Below are 23419 nucleotides of genomic sequence, written 5' to 3'. Positions count from 1 at the left end.
AACGGGGGGAGAGTCCAAAGTGAAGTCATTATTACGAAAAAAACCGCTTAGTACTGAATCACCACGGCAGTTAGAGAGAACATTAACTGCACTTGATTTAACATTTTTAGGAATTGGCGCCGTAATTGGGACAGGGATCTTTGTATTAACAGGTATTGTCGCAGCGAAACATTCTGGTCCTGGTATTATGCTATCATTCCTTATTGCTGCATTTACTTGTGCTTGTGTAGCCTTTTGTTATGCCGAATTTGCTTCTTCTATTCCTGTCTCAGGAAGTGTGTACACTTACGCATACATGACAGTCGGAGAAGTCGTCGCCTTCATCGTCGGCTGGTGTTTAATGCTCGAATATTTACTTGCAGTCGCGGCTGTAGCTGTCGGTTGGTCTGGTTATTTACAATCTTTACTACAAGGGTTTAACATCCATCTGCCCGCCATAATCGCCTCGGCCCCTGGCGTAGGAAAAGGCGGCATTATCGATTTACCAGCTGTTTGTATTTTACTACTCATTACGGGCCTTTTAAGTTTCGGTATACGCGAAAGCGCACGCATTAATAATGTTATGGTTCTTATCAAGTTAGCTGTTATTATCGCCTTTATCGTAGCAGGCGCAAAATATGTAAAACCTGAAAATTGGACGCCGTTCATTCCATTCGGATACGACGGTATCATTACTGGAGCTGCCACTGTATTCTTCGCCTTCTTAGGCTTTGATGCAATCGCCACCGCTGCAGAAGAAACGAAAAAACCACAGCGCGATTTACCAATTGGCATTATCGGTTCCCTTCTTATTTGTACTGTTTTATACATGATTGTATCTTTCGTTTTAACAGGTATGGTTCCATATACACAATTAGATGTTTCTGATCCAGTTGCGTTTGCCTTACATTTCGTTGGCGAAGATACAATTGCAGGACTTCTCGCTGTTGGCGCGATGACTGGAATGACAACCGTCCTCCTAGTCGTTATGTATGGACAAGTTCGCGTTTCTTATGCGATGAGCCGCGACGGACTACTTCCAAAAGCGCTAGCACGTGTAAATAAAAAAGTAAAAGTCCCTTTATTAAACACATGGATCACTGGTGGTGTTGCCGCTTTATTAGCAGGACTTCTAGACCTACATCTACTTGCTAATTTAGTGAACATCGGTACGCTAACAGCCTTTACATTCGTTTGCTGCGCGGTACTCATTTTACGAAAAACACATCCTGATTTAAAACGTGGATTCCGCGCACCTTTCGTACCTGTATTACCAGTTGTCGCAATTCTTTGCTGTTTATATTTGATGATTAATTTGTCTAAAACGACATGGATTAGCTTTATAGCTTGGCTTATAGTTGGCTTATGTTTCTATTTCTTCTACTCTAGAAAACATAGTCATTTAGCTACTGAAAAAACAAATGATGAAGAGAAAAAAGCATAACAAAATAGCTCGCCGATAAAACGGTGAGCTATCTTTCCGTATTATTATATTTTTTCGTTAACGATTGTAAAATGAAAAATATGCCGATGCAAGCTGTAAACGATGCCCAATTTCCTATCGGTGTAGAATATTTTAAAACGCCAATACCTACAAGCACTATGAAAAGAATCACCTGATATATGAGCTTCCACTTTTGCATATATTCCCTCCTTTACTTCGTTCCCTTCTTTTTCTTCTTCCATGCATTTAGACTATCAAAGAAGAAATTAATAAATAACGTGCCTAAACCCGCTAATAAAAACGTCATTAAAAATAGAACCCATATACTTTTCTCTTTTAAGAAATAATATCCTACAAGGAGCACAACCGCGATCCATACATATTCAAGAATTCTTTTTAGCTTTTTCTCTTCCAAATTATTCGCTCCCTCATTCTATGCTATTTTTAGTATAACAAAAAAGAAGCCTATCATGATAAGCTTCTTTTTCTTCTCTCTTATTTGTTTATGCTTTTTTCAACGAGTGAAATCGCATATTCCAACGTACGATTCATCGTTTCTACTTGTGCATCTTTTACTTTCGCATCTTTTAACACAGATTCTGCCACTGTAATTTTTTGGCTCAATGATTTCACTGAACCGTCCGTTACATTTGCAGCTTGCGCTTTTTTCACTACTGCTTTTGCAGTTTCAATATTGATTTGTAATTTTTCTTTCGGTGTTTTCGGTTGTTCTTCTGCTACTTTAGATTGTACAAATGTTACATTAGCTGTTTTTAATTCGTTATACGCTTGAACGATTTGCTCTCCAGTACTTCCTACATTTTCAAATGCTTGCTTTGCAGTGTTATAGCTTTTCTCTAGTGCTTGAAATGCTTCCTTTGAATATTGACCTGGTTTGTCACCAAACTCATACGTACCAGCTAACACTTCTTTTACTTTTCCAAGCTCTTCATATAGCACGTTTACTTGCTCTAACTTTGTACGGTTAGAAAACTCATTGTACGCTGCTAATACTTCTGAAGAACTTAATGCTTTACTATATAATTTCGCAAGCGCAATTTGTCCGTTTAACGGAATACCGCCATTGCCATTACTATCAGGGTCAGCTCCAAATGCAAACGGTACGTTCGGGTGAGACACTTTCCCTTTAGCTGGTTGGCTATTTACTTTTTTACCATCGACATAAATAGCTACTTCACTTCCGTTATACGTTCCTGTTAAGTGATACGTTTTGTTTGCTTCTAATTGAACGCCAACACGTTTATAGCTGCCGCCAATGTGAGCCCATAATTCAACATTTCCACTTCCTGTAGATTCAAAACCAATTCCGCCACTCTCTGTATTTTGTAAAATACCTTGTCCGCGAATTTCATTCATTGAAAATACAGTTTCTAACGTGAACGTATTTGCTACTTTCTCTTTTTGTGCTGCTGAAAATGGAAGGTATCCAAATGTATTAGCTTGTCCATTCAATTTCATTACATTTGTTTTTAAAGCTTTATCATATGCAATAGATACATTTCCTTTCACATCACCTTTTACTCCAAACGGTGAGTTATCTTTAAATGTACCGTCTAAGAAATTCACATCAAAAACGTCCGCCTTTGGTACTTTCACATTCGGATCAATATTATCTTTCTTCGTAGTAACTTCTGCTGTTAACGATTGTGTGCTTTCATTACCAAATGAATCAATTGCAACAACTTCAAGCGTATATGTTTTTCCGCCATCTAATCCTGCTAATGTAAATGTAAGGTCTTTCGGCACTGGGTCACGATAAAACTCTGAGAATGCTAACAACTTATTCTTAATTTCTCCTGTTTGCTTATCTCTAGCTTGTACACGATAAGAATGAACAAGAAGGTTATCCAACGCTTGGTGGAATGTTACCGTTGCCGCATTTTCTGTTACATTTGATACCATAAGCTTTGCATCCTTTGCAAAGTAAGGCTTTTCTTTATCACGATCTTCTACATGTGTAAATGTGTCTTTCTTTGCTGGTAATTTAATTTTCCAAGGCTCGCCTGTCCAAGAATTCGTATGGAAATCACGACGATTAATTGTTACTTCTTTATCGTCTACTTCTACTAATAAACCTTGGCTTAATGTACTAGCTCCTGGCGGGATATTCCCTTGTACTTTACCACCTTCAACCTCCATATAACTTACTGAAGATGTACCAACTGATGTAAAGTCTTTTTGATGAATTGATCTTGGATCGTCTAGCGGATAATGTGAATGACCTGAAAACGTAATAGCTTGCGGGTATTCTTTTAATACCGCATTAATTTTTGCGCTATCTTTTGTTCCCCATTCATGACTACCGTAAACTGTCTCTTTAATGTGTTGGTGTAAAAATACGAAAATTGGTTTTTCTGGATCATCTTTTTGTGCTTTTGCCATTTCTTCTTTTAACCAATTAATTTGCTTGTCTGAATAATATCCATGAGTTGTCCCGTCCTCCGGAGACATAACAAGGAAGTGATACCCTTTCACCACTTTATGATAATAAATCGATTCCATTCCTGTTTTTTCTAAGAAACGCTTCTGCGCGCCCTCTACAGATAAACCGTTCCAATAATCATGATTTCCTAGAGAATTCATTCGTACTGCATCTTTATTTGCATTTTCGTTATACACTTGCATGAAACGATCATATTGCTGCAGGGACCCTGTATCTGTGAAATCACCTACGATAACAAATGCATCTTGCTTTGGTGCAAGCGTATTGAACTGTTCAATCGCTCGTTTCCAGCGAAACGTATCATCCGTTCCACTATTTTTAATATGTACATCACTTACAACTGGAAAAACTATCTTCTTTTCACTTGGTGCCTTTTCTTGCTTCTTCTCTTCCGCTTTAACTGATGTACTCCACGGAAATGATACGAATGCTAATACAAAAACCATTAATAATCCAATAAGACCTTTTACTTTTCGTAAAGCTGTTCTTTCCACGTGAATCCTCCTCATAATAATTAATTCATTACAAGGGCTATTTTATCTAAAACATATTAATGTTGTTTAAATAACAAATGAATTTTATTAGATTTTTGTAAATATATAGTTAATTAGAAGTGAAGTCCAACATTCCTTGTATTATCTTATACAACCACTTTTTGTCTAAAAGAGTCCGATCATTCTTTTCCCATGTCTATTCACATATAATCTTTTCTATAACATGAATAATAATTTAAGTTTTAAGCCTATTAGACAATCTTAATTTTTAACATTTTCTTCTTTTTTTAACACATCGGCCATGCTTCTACATTTAATAGTAGTAAAAGACTACTTAAAAAGGAGGGGGTTGTATTGAAGAATAAAAAAAACATTGGCTGTTTTGCTCCTTTGTCTATCATTTGCCCAGACCCTTGTCCACCGCCCCCTCCCCCAAATCCAAATTGTGAGCGAGTAACAAATGAATTTGCAGGTAATTTCCTCATAACGAATAACACCATTCCCTCTGCCAAAGATGCATCACAATCAATGATACTGTGGCAAAGTGATGGAATACTACCTATATCAGGTACTGTCTCGGTTTACAATAGTACTAGCAGCACAGAAGCAATTACTATTGAAATTGTTGGGGCAGTAACCAACATTTTCACTGTGTTTCCTGGTAATACAATATCGTACACAGGAAAAGACTTACAGTCAGTCAGTATTACTAATATACAAAATAATCCTTCACTATATTTAGAAGGCAAGTACTGTTGCCAATTTACATGCTGCTTATAGAATACCAATTTCATTACTTTCTTAATTAAAAAAGCATACCATTTACGGTATGCTTTTTTATGAAATCGGATAACGTACTGTAATACAAAACTCACCTTGATTAACAGTTGTTCCTGTTGTAGTAATTCGAACAGTCGTAAAATATCGTACAGTGAAAGTACCACTACTTTGTGGTTGTACAGTAATTGTATCAACTACTGTAGCACCTACTAAAAAATCAACTGTAATCGGAGCTGCCCCTACATCATATTTCACGTAACCTGAACCATATACTTCTTGTGTAATATTATTCGTATATACAATTTGAGTACCAGCACCTGTAATAGACCAGTCTGTACATACTTGATCTTGCACAAGTGTTTTATTAGAACAACAAGACAAACCGGAACTTCTCATTCCCATTTTGATCCTCTCCTATTCTGCTATGAAAGTGAATAACGTGTTGTAATACAAAATTCTCCCTGATACGTTCCAGCAGGTGTTGCAGGTAACACAACTTGTATACTATCAAAGCGACGATACGTGAAAGCAATACTCGTTCCTGGGTTTAATGTTTGTGTATCAATTGTAGCCCCAGCAGAATCAAGCGCTTCTACAGTAATTGGACCTGGACCAACATCATATTTAACAAAACCAGTACCAACTACATTTTGGTTAATATTATTTGTATAAAGAACATTATCAATTGCTGTTGCAACTACAGTAGCAGACCATGGACTACACACTTTATCTTGCACATAATTTTTATCTGGACAACACGTTAATGCCGCCCCTGAGCATTCACAAGACATAGAAGTTTCCCCTCTCTCTTACTTATTCCTTATATGTGTATGTCCTTCAGAGTCTTTTGCCTGTACTATTCATCTATTTTCAAAAAACAAGACAACTCCTGTACTAATAACTAGACAGATTCCGTTCTGTTTCTTTTTTTCATAAATTTATAGATTAAAATACCACCTACAACAATAACCACAACTAGTAATATCGGTAGCATATATTGTCCAACAACATCCGCAGCCTTTGCCCAATGCGGACCTAATTTCATTCCAAAATAGACATATAAAGTCGTTAACGGGAACATCGCTACAAATGTATATATACTAAATTTCCATATGTTCATTTTCGCCATACCACATGGAACGGAAATAAGCGTTCGAACTCCCGGCACAAAGCGTCCAACAAACGCTACAACTGGCCCATACTTCTCAAAGAAATCATCTGCTTTTTGAATTTGTTCTTCTTTAATAAAGAAGTATTTCCCGTATTTTATTAATAGAGGACGACCACCGTAATAACCGAGTGCGTATAACGTTAATGGTCCTGTCGTTCCACCCAGTGTTCCAGCTAATACAGCTAGCCAAAAATTCATATCACCCTCGTATACCCAATACCCAACCATCGGCAAAACTACTTCTGCTGGAATAAATTCAAACGTTAATGCTAACACAACTCCAAAATAAGAAAACTGCTTTAAAAACTCGATTATATCTAAAATAATTTGCTCCATATTTTCTCCCCCAACTCCTATCCTACGTTTACGTTATGCTTTTCTTGTAATTGAACTGGCGCCATTTTTACAATTCGGTTCAAAATGAATAACACAATTCCGATATCATCTAAAATACCGATAAACGGTAAGAAGTCTGGAATTAAATCGAGCGGCATCGCTACATAACCAACTAAAAAAGCAATAGATAAAATTTTCTTCTTTATTGAAACCTCTTTTGAAGTAAAAAAGTCAAATAGGAATGGAACAAATCGGCGAACATGAAATACAACTCTTAATCTACTAATAAGTTTTTTCATTTTTATATCTCCTCTCCTTGTATACAAAAAGGCCCCTACCAAATATGGTAAGGGTCCTAAAAAAGACAATAAGGGGCCTTTACCATTGCTGGTAAAGGTCTCACTAACAACGAAACGTTGCCAATAAAGCCGAGGGTTTCTCCCTGTAATGACGACTTTACTGTAATAAGTTACTCCCCTTTATACACAATTTTATACACTCACATTAAAATATTTCGGAGGGCTTGTCAATATATTTTAAGTCTCAAGCCCTTCACTAAAATACAAATACACGTATAGGAAATTTCTTACTATCTCATAATATACATAATCATTTTTGAATGAAAGGAGAGGTTTCATTGCATACCGTATGGAAAGGTGCACTTTCACTTGGACTATTAAATATAGGAATTAAACTATATAGCGCCGTAGAAGAAACCGATATAAAATTTTTAAGTCTCCATAAAGAATGCTTAACACCTATTAAATATAAAAAATTTGCTCCTGATTGTACAGATGAAGAAATTGATGATAAAGATATTGTAAAAGCCTATGAATATGCACCCCATAAATACATCATTATTGATGAAAAAGAATTAGCTGCTTTGCAAAAAGCTCACGAACCACGATCCATTCGTATTATATCTTTTGTCCAAAATAACGAAATTGATTCAGTTCTCTATGATCGTTCTTATTTTATAGGCCCTACTCCAGGACACGAAAAATCATATTTATTATTAAAAGAAGCTCTTGAACGTACAAATAAACTTGGGCTGATTCATATTTCCATTAGAAAAAAACAACATTTAGCTATTATCCGTAACTTTGAAGATGGACTTATGTTGCAAACCATTCACTACCCTAATGAAATTCGCGATATAACAAATACACCTAACTTACCAAGTAATGAAAATTATCCTATCCAAAAACAAGAACTCACCGCAGCAATTAATTTAATCCACCACCTTACAAATCCTTTTGAACAAGAAATGTATACAGATGAATATACAGAAGCCCTTACCGAATTAATCGAAAATAAAGTTGAACAACAGGAAAAAACGGAAACAATCTCTCCTGCTCCAAACATCATCAATATTATGGAGACATTACAGGCAAGTATTGAACAAGCACAAATAAAAAGAGAAAATAAAAAAGAACAAGAGGCCAAATGATATCGGCCTCTTGTTCTTTAAAGCGGATTACATTTCGGCATTTCAAGTCCAGATGATTGAGCTAATTTTAATAAATAATAACATTCCTCTCTTGCCATATGGTCTGCCATTCTCGCTGATAATGCACTTAATATTTCATTCGACAACTCCAGCTCTTCAACCTCATGGAGAAAATGTGAAAATAATTTCAATTCAAGTGAAACATCTTTTGTAAACTTCTTTAACGCTGGAAAATGATGAAGCTCTGTCCGTAAATACCCAGTCATCTCAACTGCCTTTAAGTAAAATTGTTCAAAATGCTTCGTAAATTCTTCGCTTTTCTCTTTTAATCTTTTTTCAACAAGATCTAGCCCACCAGAAATAGAGCCCGCATGACCAGCCGCATCCGTTAACCAAACGAGATGATAATGCAATTCATGAAAAACAGGCGGAACTTCCCCTTTCTTCAAAAACTCTAAAACCGTTATATACTCTTCCACTTCGTTTACCATATGATTAATAAAAGTTGGCGTAAAATGAATAGTAATTTTCCCTTCCAACTGCTTCTGTATAATACTTAATTTAAACGTCCGAATTTCCTTAGCAGCTTGCTCTGCCTCTTTTGAGAATGCCATCAGATTCACATTCCGAACTTTATTTAACAGATTCGTAAATGTTTCAACAAAGTAAGCAGCTTTCTTTATATCCTCTTTTTCCTTCGGAGCTAATGCATCAAGTAAAAATTGTGCATGATCAGTAAGTACCTTTAGCCAAAATTGATGCTCAAACAACGCACTTTCTTCATAATTTCTCTCCACTAAATCCCCTCCGTTTATTCATCCTTCTCTACTACTTGAAGTTTATATCCATCTGGGTCTTGTACTACAATACTTTTCTCACTTTTATTTTCTGTATATACAATTTTATAAAATACTAACCTCTTCTTTACATTCTCTATGTTAGAAATTGAAAACGTTAGAACATCAACTGAGTCCGCAACACTCTTCTCACGCCCGCCCAAACTGCGATTCATAACGAAACTAATTCTCGTTGAATCGGTATCATACCAAACCCCTGTAATATCTAATTGCGGCCTCTCTGAACTAGGTGTTATTCCTAAAATCCCTTCGTAAAAATACAGAGTTTCCTTTAAGTTCTTTACTTCTAACACAATTAAATTCTTTACATTCTCCACATTCATTCCCCCTGTACTTATTACTTTTTTATATGTGTCATAAATGCTCATTATGTCTGAATACAATACGTAGTAATGAACATGTAAGGAGGTTTATTCGTGAATAAATATATGAGATCATTCGTGCCCTATCATAGTCCTCTCGATCCTTGTCCTCCTATTGGAAAAAAATATTATTCTACTCCTCCTAATTTATTTTTAGGCTTTCAACCGCCAAACTTACCACAATTCACGCCAAAAGAAGCGCTACAAAAAGGAACTTTATGGCCTATTTTTTATGACTATTATGAAAATCCTTATAAAAAAGGGCGGTGACTACTGACGTGACTCAATCGCTACCAGAAGAATACTATCAGCTTTTACTGGAGCTTCAAGAACTGGACTTTGTACTAGTTGAACTCACTCTTTATTTAGATACACATCCAGATGACACCGCTGCGATTAATCAATTTAATGATTTTTCCTATAAACGAAGAGTATTAAAACAAAAGATGGAAGAAAAATACGGGCCACTCCAACAGTTTGGAAACAGCTATTCTAATGCTCCTTGGGAATGGAGCAAAGGTCCTTGGCCATGGCAAATATAAAGGAGAGAAACTATGTGGATTTATGAAAAGAAATTACAATACCCAGTTAAAGTGGGAACTTGCAATCCAGCACTTGCAAAATTATTAATTGAGCAATATGGTGGTGCAGATGGAGAGTTAGCTGCCGCACTCCGTTACTTAAATCAGCGTTATACAATTCCCGATAAAGTCATTGGCCTACTTACTGATATTGGTACGGAAGAATTTGCTCACCTTGAAATGATTGCTACGATGGTTTATAAACTAACGAAAGATGCAACTCCTGAACAAATGAAAGTTGCTGGACTTGATCCCCATTATGTTGATCATGATAGCGCACTTCATTACCATAACGCTGCTGGTGTTCCATTTACTGCAACCTATATACAGGCTAAAGGTGATCCAATTGCCGATTTATACGAGGATATTGCGGCTGAAGAAAAAGCACGCGCAACATATCAATGGCTCATTAATTTATCCGATGATCCAGATATAAATGATAGTCTACGCTTCTTACGTGAACGAGAAATTGTCCATTCACAACGTTTCCGAGAAGCAGTTGAAATTTTAAAAGAAGAACGTGATAAAAAAATATTTTTTTAAAACACGTATCCTAGCGATATGTGTTTTTTTACGTTAAAGATTAAATCCTTCTTATTAAACATACAAATAGTATATTTATTCGATTTAATGTATTATTTTTTAATATTTTCAAAATTCCCTATTGCTTTCTAGTCATCAGACCTTTAAAATAGTAACAGTTACTCGACAAATTATTTGAATTTTCGACAAAAATACTCATTAGGAGGATTTTCTTTATATGCGTACAACTTTAAAGCCAGCGCAAATACTTTCGATTAGTTTATTACTATTCGCAGTTTTCTTCGGTGCTGGTAATATGATTTTTCCGCCCCTTCTCGGTCTTTCTTCCGGAGAAAATATGTGGGTCTCCATTACAGGATTTATTATTACAGACGTCGGTTTATCTTTACTAGCTATCGTCGCTGTTGCCCTTGCCGGTGGTAGTTTTAACACTTTAGCAAGCCGTGTTCATCCAAAATTCGCAGCAATATTCGCTATCATTATTTATCTTTCAATCGGCCCACTATTTGTTATTCCACGAACTGGATCTGTATCTTACGAAATTGGGATTGCACCACTTTTCCCGGACCAATGGTACTCTATGTTAATCTTTAGTGCGATTTTCTTTACAGTCGTTTACTTCTTATCATTAAATCCATCAAAATTAGTAGATCATATTGGAAAAATATTAACGCCCATTTTACTTGGAATTATTGCAATTATGGCAACAAAAGCGATTCTTTCACCAGGAACGTTTACAGAACCTATTGGTGACTATAAAGAAATTCCATTTTTCAAAGGATTTCTTGAAGGATTTTTAACGTTAGATGCAATCGGTGCTCTCGTATTATCAACAATTGTTGTAAATGCAATTCGCCAAAACGGTATACAAGAGAAAAAATCAATTGCGAAATATACAATTATTTGTGGAAGCATTGCAGCCGTATTCTTAACAATTGTTTATTTCTTACTTGGTTATATCGGCGCTTCAAACGGCAACTTGGGACAATTCAAGAACGGTGGTCAACTGTTAGCTACTGTTATGTACCAATTCTTTGGGACAAGCGGTAATGTTTTATTAAGTATCGCCATTATCTTCGCTTGTTTAACGACAGCAATTGGTGTTGTAAGTGCATTCGCCAACTATTTTGCAACAGTATTAACAAACGTTTCTTACAAAAAGCTCGTACTATACGTTTGTATTTTTAGCTTCGTGATTTCAAACTTAGGATTAAGTTTATTAATCAAAATTACATTACCTGTATTAATTATTTTATATCCAATTACAATCATTTTAATTTTCGTATCATTTATTGATAAATATACGAAACGTAAACCTTCTGTCTACATCGGAGCAATGATCGCAGCATTCCTTATTAGCTGTATTCATGCACTTGATAATGTGGAAATGATACCAAGTTTTATTGCGAATATTGTACACACCATTCCTTTTTACAACTTAGGAATCGGTTGGATCGTTCCAGCAATAATCGGTGGTCTAATCGGATACTTTATTCCGCAAACAGAAGCTGAAGGTGAAGTTTCTACAAAATAAAGAAAAGAAGCAAGCATGAAATCCGTGCTTGCTTCTTTTTATCTTCACATCGTATGTTTAAACGTAAACAGCTCTTCTTTTGACTGTACAGCAGATTGTTTCTCTTCTACAATGTCCTTCTTTATCTCTCCTCCTAACCTTACTTTCATCATCGCCTCTTCTATACTTTTTACAATCATATTTCCTGAAAAAATAGTAAGTCCAAAAAATGTAATGGGAACGAGAGGAATCCACGGATTCACTGTTAATGATCTAAAATAGACTCCAATTAACCCTGACCATTCATGTGTATAAGATTCTATTTCTTCTATCGGTCCTAGAAACTTAACCGTTCCGCCAAAGAATATTTCTAGTAACCCTAAGTGCATTAAAATAGTAAGAGTCTGCGTAAACTGCTGAAAAAATACAAGTATAAACGTCATATAGAGATGCGGGAAAAGATGCTTTATAACAATATGTCTTCTCGATCCACCTAATATGCGTGCGGCATCAACAAATTCTTCCGTTCGCAATTTACGAACTTCCTTCGCAACATAGAGTGCAATAACTGGCATTACAAGCATTACAAGTAAGACAACTTGAAACGAAGCTCTTTCAAAAAAGGTTGTTGTTTCCTCTCCGCTTCCAAATGTATTTGCAAATTGAAGGAAGAAATAAGCAATCATAATTGTTGGAATAACTGTAAAACTATCAAAAAAAGCCTCAATTTTTGAAAATCCTCTTTTTATGTACGTTCCGAGTACGACACCAAAAAACACACCTATTACCATTCTAAGTGCCGCAATTAAAATAGATATACCAATCGTCCACTTCGCACCCTCAATGACTAAATGTAAAAGATCATATCCTTTCCGATCTGTCCCAAGTAAAAATTGTAATGAAGGTGAAAACGGTGGTACTTGTGGATTTTCATCCGCATCATATTGCAATGTAACTTGTCTAATGTGTCCATCATTCCATATCGTATTTCCGATGCTCAAAAGAACTAATAGGAGAAAAAACCCAATGCTTATCCAAAATCTTTTATCACGTTTTATATACGTCCACATATTATAATCTCTCCTTCATCGCAGCCGGAATGAGATAATGAAACAATTTAAATAAAATAAAAATCGGAATATAAATAAGCAGTACACTCACGATGAAAACCTCAACTCTAATACCCTCATACGATTTCAAAAACATAAAAATACCACCCGTATTAAAAATCCATTCTATAATATATAAATTAGATAACATAAAAAAGATATTCGTTTTCGCAAAGAATAGTGTACTAAGCAACACATTTCGTAAAATATGACGATTTAAAATATGAAAGCGCCCCAGCCCTTTCGCCTTAGCAAATAGTACATAATCTTTTTCTAGTTCATTTTCAAAACGAAGCACGACCATTTTTACAAACATAATCGTAGTCGGGATGCTCAAACAAAATATCGGCAACCCCCTAATCGACTCGCCTCCAATTGAAGCAATTTTAAAAGGTAAAAAACCTGTTTGTTTAAAAAACCATACAACTAAAATTTGTGATACTAAAATAAGAAAAATATCTGGAATGGATTCTAGGAAGATAAGAAATGATTTAATTCGATGTTGTATACGCGGTGAACTACTCATAATTACATAAACAATACAAAATGCTACAAATAATGAAATGAAAAAAGCAGCCAAAAAAATAATAATCGTTTCTTTATAATGGACGAACAACTGTGGAAATAAAAATTTACCTCTCACATATTGCAAATTGGAAATATCCATTAAGTTCACAAACACTTCTTTTAAACTCTGTATGTACTTTGATACATCCAGCTTAAATCCATAAAACAATTTCGGCAGAGCCCCTAACATAATAATCCCCAAAATCGAAATAAGAAATTGAATCGTCACTTCCATTCCATTCAGAAAAACTTTTTTGACCACGTTTTCCCTTCTCTCTTTATATAATTTACCCTCTAATTTTATTCTTAATTTTCTGAATTGTAAATATTCAAATAAAAAAATCACTAGGTTATGATCCTAGTGATTCTTTATGCGCATGTCTTTCTCTTTTCGCAAACGGCATATACAAAATAAAACATCCGATAAGCGCAGCTATTTCTAATGAAATAATATAGTAAGGGTGTGGCCCTAACATATCGAGTAATGAAGCAGTTTCTGGCTTACGAGCTAAAAACATATAATTGCCACCTGTTTTGTAGTTCACAAAAGAAACGATTGGAATTATTATGTTTAAAAATATCATCGTACGCTTAATTGATTGCAAGGTCGGTCTATATCCTTCTACCCACGTCATAAAGAGTGGTGCCCAAATGAGTAATACATGTGCAACGAAGAATTCTATAAAGCGAAAATGCGGAAAAGCATATTGCACGTTCGGCGTTAAAATAGCTTGTGATGCACCGATAATCCCTGTAAAAAATACAATCTCATATATGCGGTAACTTTTCGTTACAATCATAATCGATGCTAACAATAAACTAATCGTACATAGCTCAAATGGTAATGAAGTGCCTAGTTCAAAAATCCCCGCTTTCCATTCCCACATATGGAGCCCAATTTCACTCCCAACAAATAAAAATGCAATCGCATATCGAACCGTTATATTCCACTCACTTTGCCGTAATATATCTTGGTATTGATACAGAAAAAATATCCCCACCAACATAATAAATAATATAAGGACGTGTTGCCTTGAGTATGGAATAAATGGTTTTAATGGATGCACACTAAAATAAGCTTCCATCTTCCTTCCTCCTCTCCTTCATACAATATTATTGTAAGAAAGAAACAACGAGTCAATTCATTTGCTTACACTAGGACAAGCTCTACCTTACATTTACATATTCATACCTTACAAAACTGTAAGGTTATTGTAAGCTAAAACGATTTGTCAGATTCTTTACCTCTTCTATACTTAATGTAGATACTAAAACGAGCGAAAAGGTGATAAATAGATGAAGAAGAAAAATAAAGTGTTAATTACTAGTGTAGTAGCCATCGGTATTGCAGCTGGATCATATTTTGCATTTGCTGGCGGTAGTTCAGAAGTAGCAACGGCATATAGCGGATATAAAGTAACAGAAAAACAAATTGAAAACGCGCAAAAATTTGGCGGTGAAGTCATTCCAAACGGCATCGAAACAATTTCATTTGATCCAACAAAAGGTACGTATGAATTAGCTGTAAAAAAAGGTGATGAAGTGAAAAAAGGGCAACTCCTTTTTAAATATAATGACCCTACTGCGAAACAAGGTGTAACGGAAGCAGAAATGCAAAAGAAAATCGCACAAAAAGAAGTAACATTGTTCCAAAAGCAAATTGATGCAGCGAAACAAAAATTACAAAAAGATAAAAATGCAGGCCTTCCCGCTGAAGCATTAAAAGCATCGGAAGTCGAAGTGCAACAATTAGAATCGCAACTTGAAATGAAAAAGTTTGAAGTTGAAAAATCTGATGAAATGATTAAAGCAGCAAAAGAGAAAGTAAACACACTTTCTGTAACAAGTCCTGCTGATGGCGTAATTGATGATATCGTGAAAACTGCTGATGAAAAAACAGGTATGAGCGGCATTACACTTCGCCACGCTGGGCCATTTAAAGTAAAAGGTCAACTTTCTGAATATGAGCTTGCTAGTATGAAAGTCGGGCAAGAAGTAACTGTTTCATCAAAAACGGTCGCTGGTAAGACTTGGACAGGAAAAGTAACAGAAATCGGTTCTACACCATTAAAGAGCATGGATGAAAACAAAACAGTTTCTAACTATCAATTCACTGTCACATTAGATAATAGTGAAGAATTACAAAACGGCTTCCACGTTTACGTAACAAGTAAATCTGGCGAAGCAACTGGTACGATTGTTCCGAAAAGCAGCATCGTGAAAAAAGGTGACAAAAATGTTGTCTTCGTTGTAAAAGACGGTAAAGCGAAAGAACAAGCTGTTACTGTTGAATTCGAGACTGATAGCGAAGCAAAAGTTTCTGGAGTGAAAAAAGGAGAGCAAATTATCTCTAAGCCTGAAAAAGACTTAAAAGATGGTATGGAGGTCGTCGCCCGATGATTAACTTAAAAGGCATCACGAAATCATTCCAAAATGGTGCAGAATCCGTTCAAATATTACACGGAATTGACGTAACACTGAACCAAGGAGAATTCACTTCTATTATGGGACCATCTGGTTCTGGTAAATCAACATTAATGAACATTATCGGTTGCTTAGATAAACCAACGACAGGTGCGTATGAACTAGCTGGTCAAAATATTTCAAACATGTCTGAAACAGAACTTGCACGCGTTCGTAATAAAGAGATCGGGTTCGTATTCCAAAACTTCATGTTATTACCGAGACTTACAGCACTTCAAAATGTAGAGCTACCCCTTATTTACGCTGGAGTCGATAAAAAAGAAAGACGCGAGCGCTCATTAGCCGCTTTAACAAAAGTAGGTTTAGCTGATCGTGCTACTCACCTACCGAACGAATTATCAGGTGGACAAAAACAGCGTGTCGCAGTCGCACGTGCAATCGTAAATAATCCAAAGTTCATTTTAGCCGATGAACCGACAGGAGCACTTGATACGAAAACAAGTACACAAATTATGGACCTCTTTTACGAATTAAACAAACAAGGCTCAACAATCATTATGATTACCCACGATCGTGAAATCGGGGAAGCTGCAGCAAGGCAAATTGTAATTCGTGACGGAAATATCGTCCAAGATTGGAGAGGTTAATTTTGAACACGAGTGAAAATATACGCATGGCCCTTTCCTCTATCTTTGCCCACAAAATGCGTTCTATCTTAACGATGCTAGGAATTATTATCGGTATTAGTGCCATTATTACTATTATTTCAATGGGTGATGGTACAAATGCAAAATTCAAAAAAGAGTTAGGCCAAGGAAAAGATAATGAAGTAACGATTTACTACAACAATCCCGATTATGGAACAGATAGTGCCAAAATCACACCTGATATGCTAAACCGTCTTCAAACTGTGCCAGGCGTTAAAGATGTGTATCCAGATGTAAGTATGAAAGTAAAAGCATCTGCTGGTTCAAAAGATGTAAATCTTGATTTAAAAGGTGGAACAGGCGCCTTTATGACAGATTCGAAAATAAAATTAGTTCACGGTCGTGAATTAAACGACAGTGAATTAAACCAAGCAATCCCTGCTGTTATATTAAATGAAGAAGCTTTCAACAAATTATTTAGTGGTTGGGAATCAAATCAATACACAGATATAAAAGGAAAGCCGTATAAAATAGTCGGTGTATACGAAACGAAAAACGACTTTGGAATGCCTATGCCTGAAGGTTATACGTCACTTGAAAACGCGCCTGTCATTTCAGGAGTAAATGAGTATGACTCTGTAAGATTAACGATGACCTCTCCGACAGAGCGTAAAAGTGTAGAAAAACAAGCCGTTTCTGTTTTAAACGAAATGAAAGCTCCGAAATTTGAGCACAAATTCGAAGCACAAGACTTAGGTGAATTTACGAAGCAATTAGACGAATCCATTGGTATGATGAAAATGGTATTCGGTGGTATTGCTGCTATCTCCTTACTTGTTGGTGGTATCGGCGTAATGAACATCATGCTTGTATCTGTAACAGAACGTACACGTGAAATTGGTATTCGTAAAGCACTTGGTGCAACTCGCGGTAAAGTGTTAACACAATTCTTAATTGAATCTTGTATTTTAACAGGACTAGGTGGTTTCATCGGATTCATGCTCGGCATCTTCTTCGCTTGGATCGTCTCCATCTTTGCCGGATGGCCACTTGTTGTCTCAAAAGAACTTGGACTTCTTGCAGTAGGTATCTCTATGTTAATTGGTATTATATTCGGTCTACTACCAGCTAACAAAGCTGCAAAACTGGATCCAATTGAATGTTTACGATATGAATAAACAAAAGCGTAGGAGTTTACACTTCTACGCTTTTTATTTATCTATTAAATCGTGTTTCTTCTATTATATATGTTTCACGTTATCAACATCTTTAATTATTTTAACCTACTAAAGCTATTATAGAATCCTATTATTGCAAAAATAATATGTGATGACCTAAAATCAAGGCGTAATTTTTTCCATACCTCGACTTATTTTGTAACAATTATTGCGATATTTCATTAAATTTCACCTCATTTCAATCTCTCCACAGCGAAAATAGTTATTTTTACATAACTAATCACCTGTTCTAACAGCAAAATACGCCATTTTCGTAACGATTACGAAATGATTACGTAATGCTACAGAAATATTATTAACCTATTAGAAATTGAAATACTCTCATTTTTATGCATCACATGCTCTAACCTCCCCTAATAACTATAAGAAAGCGCTTCCAGGATATTACTGGAATTATTACAGAATATTAATGACCCGTTACGAATGCTTTGTAGTTTTGTGTTTTCCGCAAATAAGAAAATAATGGTTGCTATAATGAGGTCAACGAAAACAAATGCAATGGAGGCTATTATGAAAAAATTTATGGGTATAGCAACAGCAGCGGTTTTTGGTCTTGGGATTTTCACAACATCTGCTAAAGCAGAAACAATCGTAACGACTGATGTACTAAATGTACGAGAAAACCCAACTACTGAATCACAAGTTGTCGGAAAGTTATTAGATGGATATAAAGTTAACGTTTTACATACAGAAAACGGATGGTCAAAAGTGAAATTGAATAGCGGTAAAGAAGCTTTCATTAGCGCTGACTATACAAAAGACACTTACTACGTAACAGCAAACGTATTAAACGTACGTGCTGGTGCAAACACAGACTCAGAAATTCTTGGTAAATTGAAACAAGATGATGTAATTGAAACAACACACCAAGTACAAAATGACTGGATTCAATTTGAATATAACGGAAAAACAGCTTATGTTCACGTTCCTTACTTAACAGGTAAAGCTCCAGTTAAAGTTCAGCCAGCAGTTAAAGTTGAAAAAACAACTAAAGTTCAAGATACAGCTAAAGTTCGTGAAGCAGTTAAAGCCGGTGAGGTAGCTGAAACTCAAGCAAAAGCTAAAGCTCAAGAAGCAACTAAAGCTCGTGAAGCAGCTGAGGCTCAAGCAGAAGCTAAAGCACAAGAAGCGGCTAAAGCTCGTGAAGCAGCTAAAGCTCAGGCAGAAGCTAAAGCTCAGGCAGAAGCTGAGGCTCAAGCAGAAGCTAAGGCCGGGGAAGCGGCTAAAGCTCGTGAAGCAGCTAAAGCCGAGGCAGCAGCTGAAGCTCAAGCAGCGGCTAAAGCTCAAGAAGCAGCTAAAGCTCGTGAAGCAGCTAAAGCCGAGGCAGCAGCTGAAGCTCAAGCAGCGGCTAAAGCTCGTGAAGCAGCTAAAGCTCGTGAAGCAGCTAAAGCTCAAGAAGCAGCTGAAGCTCGTGAAGCGGCTAAAGCTCAAAAACCAGCTACACAACAACCTGTTGCAAAAGAAACTGAAACAAGTGCACCATCATCTTCTCGTGAGTTACGTGTTGTAGCAACAGCTTACACAGCAGATCCACTTGAAAATGGTTATAAAGCAGGCGACCAAGTAAAATCAGCTTTAGGTCACAACTTAACAGCTAATCCAAATATGAAACTTATTGCAGTTGACCCAAGTGTAATTCCATTAGGTTCAAAAGTATGGGTTGAAGGTTACGGAGTAGCAATCGCTGGTGATACTGGTGGAGCTATTAAAGGAAATAAAATTGACGTTTTAATGCCTGATAAAGGTACATCAAGTAACTGGGGACGTAAAACAGTTACAGTTAAAGTATTAAACTAGTTCGTATAAAAAAGGGTCAGTCTCATTGAGGCTGACTTTTTTTGCGTTCCTTCTAAAGGAAAATATACTCTACCTGAAATTATATCCACGATTTTTCAAATATATCTATCGTAACCTACAATAATCAACGATTTTCCGAATATATCTATCGTAACTTATAATATATCAACGATTCGACAAGGAATATCGATTTACCGACAAACTTTGACATTGAAAAGTACTTTATGATAAAAAGGCTGCCCAAAATTCGGACAGCCCCCCTATACTTCCCTATTCCACACAAGTAAACTGCGTCCAAGCTCCTACATAATCTAGTAAGAATAACTCTTCTTCTGCAATTGTACCGACAATATTTTTCCGTTCATCTATCGGCATCTCTTTTAGAATGATTTGCAGTTCACCTTTATACTTACCGAATGAGTTGTTACCTATTACAATTTGCCCTCTTTCCTGTAATACACTTTCGCGCACTGGGAAGTCATAGTCTTTATACTTTTTACGTACTTCTGTAGAACGCACCATATATTCTGTTATGTCGCCGCGTCTTACGTGTAACTCTTGCAGTGTCGCTTTCTTCTCTACTTCCGTCGCTTCGTCTACAAAGTGTACCTTTAGCTGTAACATGTAACGATTTAAGTTTCCTAGTTTCTCTAACTCTTCTTCACTCGCATAAGCATTTCCGATAATAACATCATCAATAAGCCCTGTTGCCCATAAATGTTTCGCTTGTACTTCAATCGGTAAGTTACGATGTTGTTCTAACGTACATAATCCGTCATTAATATCCCATGGACCAATGTCAGCTACATGTGACGTAATAAATGCTGCCGTGCGAATACCGTGTTTTTTAAAGCGTTCACTACAGCGGATAAAATAGTCGTACGGAAGTCCAGTAAATTTTTGTGGATAGAAGTTATGACAACCAATTAAAGCTGGTTTATTCGCCTGATGCGAAAGAATATTTTCTAAGTATGCAATATCGTTACTTACGTTCAGTTCAATTTTTAAGCCATACGGATTATTCGTCATTTTCGCTTCTGTTAATCCATCAAAACCTAAATCTAAACGAATACCATCTGCACCTAACTCTGCAAAGAATGATAGATCGCTATAGCTAATACCGAGTTGATCGAATACCGCCGGAGCTACATCTAAAATAACTTCCATATTGTTATCTTTTGCATGATTAATAATTTCTTTAAATTCAGCTACAATTTCTTCTTTTGGACGATTCACAGATAATAGACATGTGAATATTCTTGAAAAACCGTGGCGTGCCGCTGCCGAAATGTATGCCATATCTTGTTCTTTCGTTGAATGCTCTGGATAAAGTGAAATTCCTAATTTACGCTCCATGCTTTTGCATCTCCTTCACACGTTGTATTAATGCCATGCTCGTAAATCTATATTTTGCAGATAAACATGTTGCACATAAAATCGTTGGTACAATAATTACGTACGGTGATTGCAAGTTTAGCATTACATATGCACCCATTGAACTACCGATAAATAAAATTGATATGAGTAGTAACACTAATAAAGATTTACTTTGTACCCATTTTGAATAATGTGCAATACACTGCCCCGCTACGAATGTAATTAAGATGATAATTGCTCCGAGCATTCTGTTTTCTCCTCTCCTGCTAATTGCTGTTTCTCATACATTTTGAAGAATGGATAGTAAATAACGAATGAGATCACAAAGTTAACAAGTACAAGTACACCAGCCATTATTGTCCAGTCTGTACTAATAATCGCTGCAATTGGTGCTAACATCGTAAATGGCAACTTCGCCATCATGAGCGGAATCATGCCTGAAACAACTGCGAAATATGATACTGTCGTTGTCACTAACGGTGTAATAACGAATGGAATAATTAAAATTGGGTTCATTACAATTGGTGCCCCGAAAATAATCGGTTCGTTAATATTGAATAAACCTGGCACGAATGATAATCTACCTAACTCTTTTAGGAATTTAGATTTAGAGAACATAAACATAATAACTAAAGCTAATGTTGAGCCTGATCCACCGATCCATACGAACCATTGAATAAATTGCTCTGTAAATAAGTTTGGCAATTGATGTGCATTTCCTGTAGCTGTGAATACTTCCATATTTTCAAGAATTGCTGAATCCCACATCGGACGAATAATTGGTCCTAAAATCGCTGGGCCATGTATACCGAATGACCAGAAGAACACGATTAAGAATACTGTTAATAAACCGCCGAATAAATTATTTCCTACTAATACTGATTTTAGTGGTGCGATTAAATATGTGATTGTTGTATTTACATCAAATTTTAAACCGTAACGAATACCCCAGAATAAAAGAATAACGACTAAAGTTGGAATTAATGCTGCAAACGAGTTTGCAACTGCTGGTGGTACACTATCTGGTAATTTAATCGAGATATTATGCTTAATCATAAAATGATAAATTTCTACTGCAATTAAAGCTGTAACAATTGCGCCGAATAAAGACGTTGCACTTAATGTTCCTACTGAAATATATCTTCCCGCATCAATAACACCTGGTACAGCTTTCGTAATTTGAATTGGTTCAACTGATGCTAGTAAAAAGGCGAGTACAGATAACAACCCTGCACTTAACTGATTGAGCTGATAAAAGTTTGCGAGTGAAGCTCCCACCCCAAATGCTGCGTATAACGCCATTAAACCTACTGTGAATCGGAATGGAATATCTAAAATATGGCGAAATGGTGCAATCCACTCCATATACGCATCAATTGGTAAATTTAAAAAGATAACGAAAAATGATCCGACAATCGTTAACGGCAATGTAGAAATAACCCCGTTTCGAATTGCTAATAAATGTCGTTGTCCTGCAATCTTTTGCGTTGTTGGCATAATCTTTTGTTCCATAAAACTCATAAAACCATTCATCAATACCCCTCCTCTTTCTCTTCACTACGAAAGAATGAAATAAAGTTATAACATTATAATGTTTATATTTAAAAAAATATAATTATGCTAAAACTAATTGTTCTGCTTGTTTCAGTACTTTTAAACCGTCACACATCCCATAATCTCGTTGTTCTATTATTGCAACCGGTATATCGTATGATTTCGCAAGAAACTGTACCGCTGGAAACAAATACTTCACCTGTGGCCCGATTAAAACAACATCAGCATTTTTTATTTCCAGTTTCACAAGTTCTGAATCAACTGCTTTAATTTTATAATCCTTCCCTTGTTTCATTGCCTCTTCTTGCATTTTTCTTACAACCATACTCGTTGACATGCCTGCTGCACAACATAATAAAATGTACATCTTATACTGTCACTTTCTCTTCTACTCGTTTATGAAGAGTAATAAATTCTTCAGCAAGTTCTTTCACTGTAATTGCATTCATTAAATGATCTTGTGCATGCACTAACAGTAAACTGATTTCTGCATGATTTCCTCTTGCTTCTTCTTGAATTAAGTCTGTTTGAATGCGATGAGCTGCTGAAATCTCTTCACTAGCAAGTGTCATCTTTTCACTCGCATTCTCAAAATCTCCTTGTCTTGCAAAAGCAATTGCTTCAAGCGCCGCGCTTCTCGCATTGCCACCATGTAAAATTAACGCAAATGGAGTTTGCATATCATTCATTTTAAATTCCCCCAAGCTATCTTTTTTCTATATTTTTATCTTA

At 36.0% G+C, this 23419-nt stretch carries 29 protein-coding genes; 11 read left to right on the top strand and 18 right to left on the bottom strand.

Annotated features, from left to right (window positions below; genetic code table 11):
- Positions 1–19: 19 nt before the first annotated feature.
- The gene (locus DN394_RS03385; protein ID WP_097917943.1) at positions 20–1423 is read left to right on the top strand and encodes a branched-chain amino acid transporter BcaP; all 1404 of its coding nucleotides are present in this window, start codon (positions 20–22) and stop codon (positions 1421–1423) included.
- A gap of 28 nt (positions 1424–1451) precedes the next feature.
- Here the strand turns inward: DN394_RS03385 and DN394_RS28865 are convergent, their stop codons facing one another.
- The 4 genes from DN394_RS28865 to DN394_RS29285 form a co-directional block, all read right to left on the bottom strand.
- The gene (locus DN394_RS28865; RefSeq protein WP_001174855.1) at positions 1452–1622 is read right to left on the bottom strand and encodes a hypothetical protein; all 171 of its coding nucleotides are present in this window, start codon (positions 1620–1622) and stop codon (positions 1452–1454) included.
- A gap of 12 nt (positions 1623–1634) precedes the next feature.
- Positions 1635–1838, bottom strand: coding sequence for a hypothetical protein (locus DN394_RS03380; RefSeq protein WP_000391504.1), 204 nt, complete (start codon positions 1836–1838; stop codon positions 1635–1637).
- 80 nt (positions 1839–1918) lie between these two features.
- Positions 1919–4381, bottom strand: a complete 2463-nt coding sequence (locus DN394_RS03375; RefSeq protein ID WP_149293606.1) for a LamG-like jellyroll fold domain-containing protein — start codon at positions 4379–4381, stop codon at positions 1919–1921.
- A gap of 287 nt (positions 4382–4668) precedes the next feature.
- Positions 4669–4866, bottom strand: a complete 198-nt coding sequence (locus DN394_RS29285; RefSeq protein WP_240515144.1) for a hypothetical protein — start codon at positions 4864–4866, stop codon at positions 4669–4671.
- On the opposite strand from DN394_RS29285, the gene DN394_RS03370 reads away from it, so the two are divergent.
- A complete protein-coding gene (locus DN394_RS03370) occupies positions 4772–5161 on the top strand; it encodes an S-Ena type endospore appendage (protein WP_252197123.1) in 390 nt (129 codons plus the stop codon). The two genes, DN394_RS29285 and DN394_RS03370, sit on opposite strands and share 95 nt — an antisense overlap.
- Positions 5162–5218: 57 nt before the next feature.
- On the opposite strand, the gene DN394_RS03365 is transcribed toward DN394_RS03370, so the two are convergent.
- From DN394_RS03365 to DN394_RS03350, 4 genes are all read right to left on the bottom strand, one after another.
- Positions 5219–5563: a DUF3992 domain-containing protein gene (locus DN394_RS03365; protein WP_000525802.1), complete on the bottom strand. Its 345-nt coding sequence runs from the start codon at positions 5561–5563 to the stop codon at positions 5219–5221.
- A gap of 20 nt (positions 5564–5583) precedes the next feature.
- A complete protein-coding gene (locus DN394_RS03360) occupies positions 5584–5952 on the bottom strand; it encodes a DUF3992 domain-containing protein (protein WP_001277528.1) in 369 nt (122 codons plus the stop codon).
- 110 nt (positions 5953–6062) lie between these two features.
- Entirely contained in the window at positions 6063–6668 is a 606-nt protein-coding gene (locus DN394_RS03355) for a DedA family protein (protein ID WP_098092197.1), read from the bottom strand.
- 17 nt (positions 6669–6685) lie between these two features.
- Positions 6686–6967, bottom strand: a complete 282-nt coding sequence (locus DN394_RS03350) for a YkvA family protein (RefSeq protein ID WP_000733844.1) — start codon at positions 6965–6967, stop codon at positions 6686–6688.
- A gap of 338 nt (positions 6968–7305) precedes the next feature.
- On the opposite strand from DN394_RS03350, the gene ku reads away from it, so the two are divergent.
- Entirely contained in the window at positions 7306–8118 is an 813-nt protein-coding gene (gene ku, locus DN394_RS03345) for a non-homologous end joining protein Ku (protein ID WP_060629664.1), read from the top strand.
- A 17-nt stretch (positions 8119–8135) separates the two neighbouring features.
- On the opposite strand, the gene DN394_RS03340 is transcribed toward ku, so the two are convergent.
- Together DN394_RS03340 and DN394_RS03335 are read right to left on the bottom strand one after the other, a co-directional pair.
- Positions 8136–8915 (bottom strand): DUF2935 domain-containing protein, encoded by a 780-nt coding sequence (locus tag DN394_RS03340; RefSeq protein WP_098208772.1) that lies wholly within the window; start codon positions 8913–8915, stop codon positions 8136–8138.
- A 14-nt stretch (positions 8916–8929) separates the two neighbouring features.
- A complete protein-coding gene (locus tag DN394_RS03335) occupies positions 8930–9343 on the bottom strand; it encodes a VOC family protein (protein WP_098208773.1) in 414 nt (137 codons plus the stop codon).
- A 48-nt stretch (positions 9344–9391) separates the two neighbouring features.
- Here DN394_RS03335 and DN394_RS03330 point away from each other — a divergent pair, with 48 nt between their 5' ends.
- The 4 genes from DN394_RS03330 to brnQ2 all read left to right on the top strand — a co-directional run bounded on the left by DN394_RS03330 (position 9392) and on the right by brnQ2 (position 11995).
- Positions 9392–9607: a spore coat associated protein CotJA gene (locus tag DN394_RS03330; RefSeq protein WP_046957262.1), complete on the top strand. Its 216-nt coding sequence runs from the start codon at positions 9392–9394 to the stop codon at positions 9605–9607.
- Between the two features lie 8 nt (positions 9608–9615).
- Positions 9616–9879: a spore coat protein CotJB gene (locus DN394_RS03325; RefSeq protein WP_000194492.1), complete on the top strand. Its 264-nt coding sequence runs from the start codon at positions 9616–9618 to the stop codon at positions 9877–9879.
- Between the two features lie 12 nt (positions 9880–9891).
- Positions 9892–10461: a spore coat protein CotJC gene (gene cotJC / locus DN394_RS03320; protein ID WP_098705641.1), complete on the top strand. Its 570-nt coding sequence runs from the start codon at positions 9892–9894 to the stop codon at positions 10459–10461.
- A gap of 217 nt (positions 10462–10678) precedes the next feature.
- Positions 10679–11995: a branched-chain amino acid transport system II carrier protein BrnQ2 gene (brnQ2, locus tag DN394_RS03315; RefSeq protein WP_098705642.1), complete on the top strand. Its 1317-nt coding sequence runs from the start codon at positions 10679–10681 to the stop codon at positions 11993–11995.
- A gap of 44 nt (positions 11996–12039) precedes the next feature.
- Here the strand turns inward: brnQ2 and DN394_RS03310 are convergent, their stop codons facing one another.
- From DN394_RS03310 to DN394_RS03300, 3 genes are all read right to left on the bottom strand, one after another.
- Positions 12040–13044 carry an ABC transporter permease gene (locus DN394_RS03310; protein ID WP_098208774.1) on the bottom strand — a complete coding sequence of 335 codons (1005 nt, stop codon included), beginning with the start codon at positions 13042–13044 and terminating at the stop codon, positions 12040–12042.
- Position 13045: 1 nt separating this feature from the next.
- Positions 13046–13912 (bottom strand): ABC transporter permease subunit, encoded by an 867-nt coding sequence (locus DN394_RS03305; protein ID WP_060487606.1) that lies wholly within the window; start codon positions 13910–13912, stop codon positions 13046–13048.
- Between the two features lie 88 nt (positions 13913–14000).
- Positions 14001–14735 (bottom strand): YwaF family protein, encoded by a 735-nt coding sequence (locus tag DN394_RS03300; RefSeq protein WP_149293604.1) that lies wholly within the window; start codon positions 14733–14735, stop codon positions 14001–14003.
- A 211-nt stretch (positions 14736–14946) separates the two neighbouring features.
- Between DN394_RS03300 and DN394_RS03295 the strand changes: the two genes are divergently transcribed.
- The 4 genes from DN394_RS03295 to entC all read left to right on the top strand — a co-directional run bounded on the left by DN394_RS03295 (position 14947) and on the right by entC (position 19756).
- Positions 14947–16050, top strand: coding sequence for an efflux RND transporter periplasmic adaptor subunit (locus tag DN394_RS03295; protein WP_097917934.1), 1104 nt, complete (start codon positions 14947–14949; stop codon positions 16048–16050).
- Positions 16047–16721, top strand: a complete 675-nt coding sequence (locus DN394_RS03290) for an ABC transporter ATP-binding protein (RefSeq protein ID WP_000609098.1) — start codon at positions 16047–16049, stop codon at positions 16719–16721. The genes DN394_RS03295 and DN394_RS03290 overlap by 4 nt, the downstream gene beginning before the upstream one ends.
- Positions 16722–16747: 26 nt before the next feature.
- On the top strand, positions 16748–17899 hold the full coding sequence (locus tag DN394_RS03285) for an ABC transporter permease (RefSeq protein ID WP_416241297.1): 1152 nt from the start codon (positions 16748–16750) through the stop codon (positions 17897–17899).
- Between the two features lie 447 nt (positions 17900–18346).
- On the top strand, positions 18347–19756 hold the full coding sequence (gene entC / locus DN394_RS03280; protein ID WP_149293603.1) for a cell wall-binding protein EntC: 1410 nt from the start codon (positions 18347–18349) through the stop codon (positions 19754–19756).
- A 270-nt stretch (positions 19757–20026) separates the two neighbouring features.
- Here entC and DN394_RS03275 read toward each other — a convergent pair whose 3' ends face one another.
- The 5 genes from DN394_RS03275 to DN394_RS03255 all read right to left on the bottom strand — a co-directional run bounded on the left by DN394_RS03275 (position 20027) and on the right by DN394_RS03255 (position 23376).
- Positions 20027–21112, bottom strand: a complete 1086-nt coding sequence (locus DN394_RS03275; protein WP_149293602.1) for a DUF871 domain-containing protein — start codon at positions 21110–21112, stop codon at positions 20027–20029.
- A complete protein-coding gene (locus DN394_RS03270) occupies positions 21102–21380 on the bottom strand; it encodes a hypothetical protein (RefSeq protein WP_046957271.1) in 279 nt (92 codons plus the stop codon). Before DN394_RS03270 ends, DN394_RS03275 begins: the two co-directional genes overlap by 11 nt.
- Positions 21356–22666, bottom strand: a complete 1311-nt coding sequence (locus DN394_RS03265; protein ID WP_001013048.1) for a PTS sugar transporter subunit IIC — start codon at positions 22664–22666, stop codon at positions 21356–21358. Before DN394_RS03265 ends, DN394_RS03270 begins: the two co-directional genes overlap by 25 nt.
- An 82-nt stretch (positions 22667–22748) precedes the next feature.
- Positions 22749–23054, bottom strand: a complete 306-nt coding sequence (locus DN394_RS03260) for a PTS sugar transporter subunit IIB (RefSeq protein ID WP_000275649.1) — start codon at positions 23052–23054, stop codon at positions 22749–22751.
- Between the two features lies 1 nt (position 23055).
- A complete protein-coding gene (locus DN394_RS03255) occupies positions 23056–23376 on the bottom strand; it encodes a PTS lactose/cellobiose transporter subunit IIA (protein WP_046957273.1) in 321 nt (106 codons plus the stop codon).
- Between the last annotated feature and the right edge of the window lie 43 nt (positions 23377–23419).

This window comes from Bacillus sp. BB081, from assembly GCF_008368895.1.
Classification (GTDB): Bacteria; Bacillota; Bacilli; order Bacillales; family Bacillaceae_G; genus Bacillus_A; species Bacillus_A wiedmannii.
Note: the sequence above shows the minus strand (reverse complement) of the source record. Positions and strands in the feature narration are given on the sequence as shown.

Bases quoted from the DNA above. Each gene is read 5' to 3' on its own strand.
- DN394_RS03360 (WP_001277528.1), bottom strand. From the start codon at position 5,952: ATGTCTTGTGAATGCTCAGGGGCGGCATTAACGTGTTGTCCAGATAAA.
- DN394_RS03350 (WP_000733844.1), bottom strand. From the start codon at position 6,967: ATGAAAAAACTTATTAGTAGATTAAGAGTTGTATTTCATGTTCGCCGA.
- DN394_RS03255 (WP_046957273.1), bottom strand. From the start codon at position 23,376: ATGAATGATATGCAAACTCCATTTGCGTTAATTTTACATGGTGGCAAT.
- DN394_RS03295 (WP_097917934.1), top strand. From the start codon at position 14,947: ATGAAGAAGAAAAATAAAGTGTTAATTACTAGTGTAGTAGCCATCGGT.
- DN394_RS03300 (WP_149293604.1), bottom strand. From the start codon at position 14,735: ATGGAAGCTTATTTTAGTGTGCATCCATTAAAACCATTTATTCCATAC.
- DN394_RS29285 (WP_240515144.1), bottom strand. From the start codon at position 4,866: ATGAGGAAATTACCTGCAAATTCATTTGTTACTCGCTCACAATTTGGA.
- DN394_RS03265 (WP_001013048.1), bottom strand. From the start codon at position 22,666: ATGAATGGTTTTATGAGTTTTATGGAACAAAAGATTATGCCAACAACG.
- DN394_RS03365 (WP_000525802.1), bottom strand. From the start codon at position 5,563: ATGGGAATGAGAAGTTCCGGTTTGTCTTGTTGTTCTAATAAAACACTT.
- DN394_RS03285 (WP_416241297.1), top strand. From the start codon at position 16,748: ATGGCCCTTTCCTCTATCTTTGCCCACAAAATGCGTTCTATCTTAACG.
- DN394_RS03335 (WP_098208773.1), bottom strand. From the start codon at position 9,343: ATGAGCATTTATGACACATATAAAAAAGTAATAAGTACAGGGGGAATG.
- DN394_RS28865 (WP_001174855.1), bottom strand. From the start codon at position 1,622: ATGCAAAAGTGGAAGCTCATATATCAGGTGATTCTTTTCATAGTGCTT.
- DN394_RS03260 (WP_000275649.1), bottom strand. From the start codon at position 23,054: ATGTACATTTTATTATGTTGTGCAGCAGGCATGTCAACGAGTATGGTT.
- DN394_RS03290 (WP_000609098.1), top strand. From the start codon at position 16,047: ATGATTAACTTAAAAGGCATCACGAAATCATTCCAAAATGGTGCAGAA.
- cotJC (WP_098705641.1), top strand. From the start codon at position 9,892: ATGTGGATTTATGAAAAGAAATTACAATACCCAGTTAAAGTGGGAACT.
- DN394_RS03355 (WP_098092197.1), bottom strand. From the start codon at position 6,668: ATGGAGCAAATTATTTTAGATATAATCGAGTTTTTAAAGCAGTTTTCT.
- DN394_RS03275 (WP_149293602.1), bottom strand. From the start codon at position 21,112: ATGGAGCGTAAATTAGGAATTTCACTTTATCCAGAGCATTCAACGAAA.
- DN394_RS03270 (WP_046957271.1), bottom strand. From the start codon at position 21,380: ATGCTCGGAGCAATTATCATCTTAATTACATTCGTAGCGGGGCAGTGT.
- brnQ2 (WP_098705642.1), top strand. From the start codon at position 10,679: ATGCGTACAACTTTAAAGCCAGCGCAAATACTTTCGATTAGTTTATTA.
- DN394_RS03310 (WP_098208774.1), bottom strand. From the start codon at position 13,044: ATGTGGACGTATATAAAACGTGATAAAAGATTTTGGATAAGCATTGGG.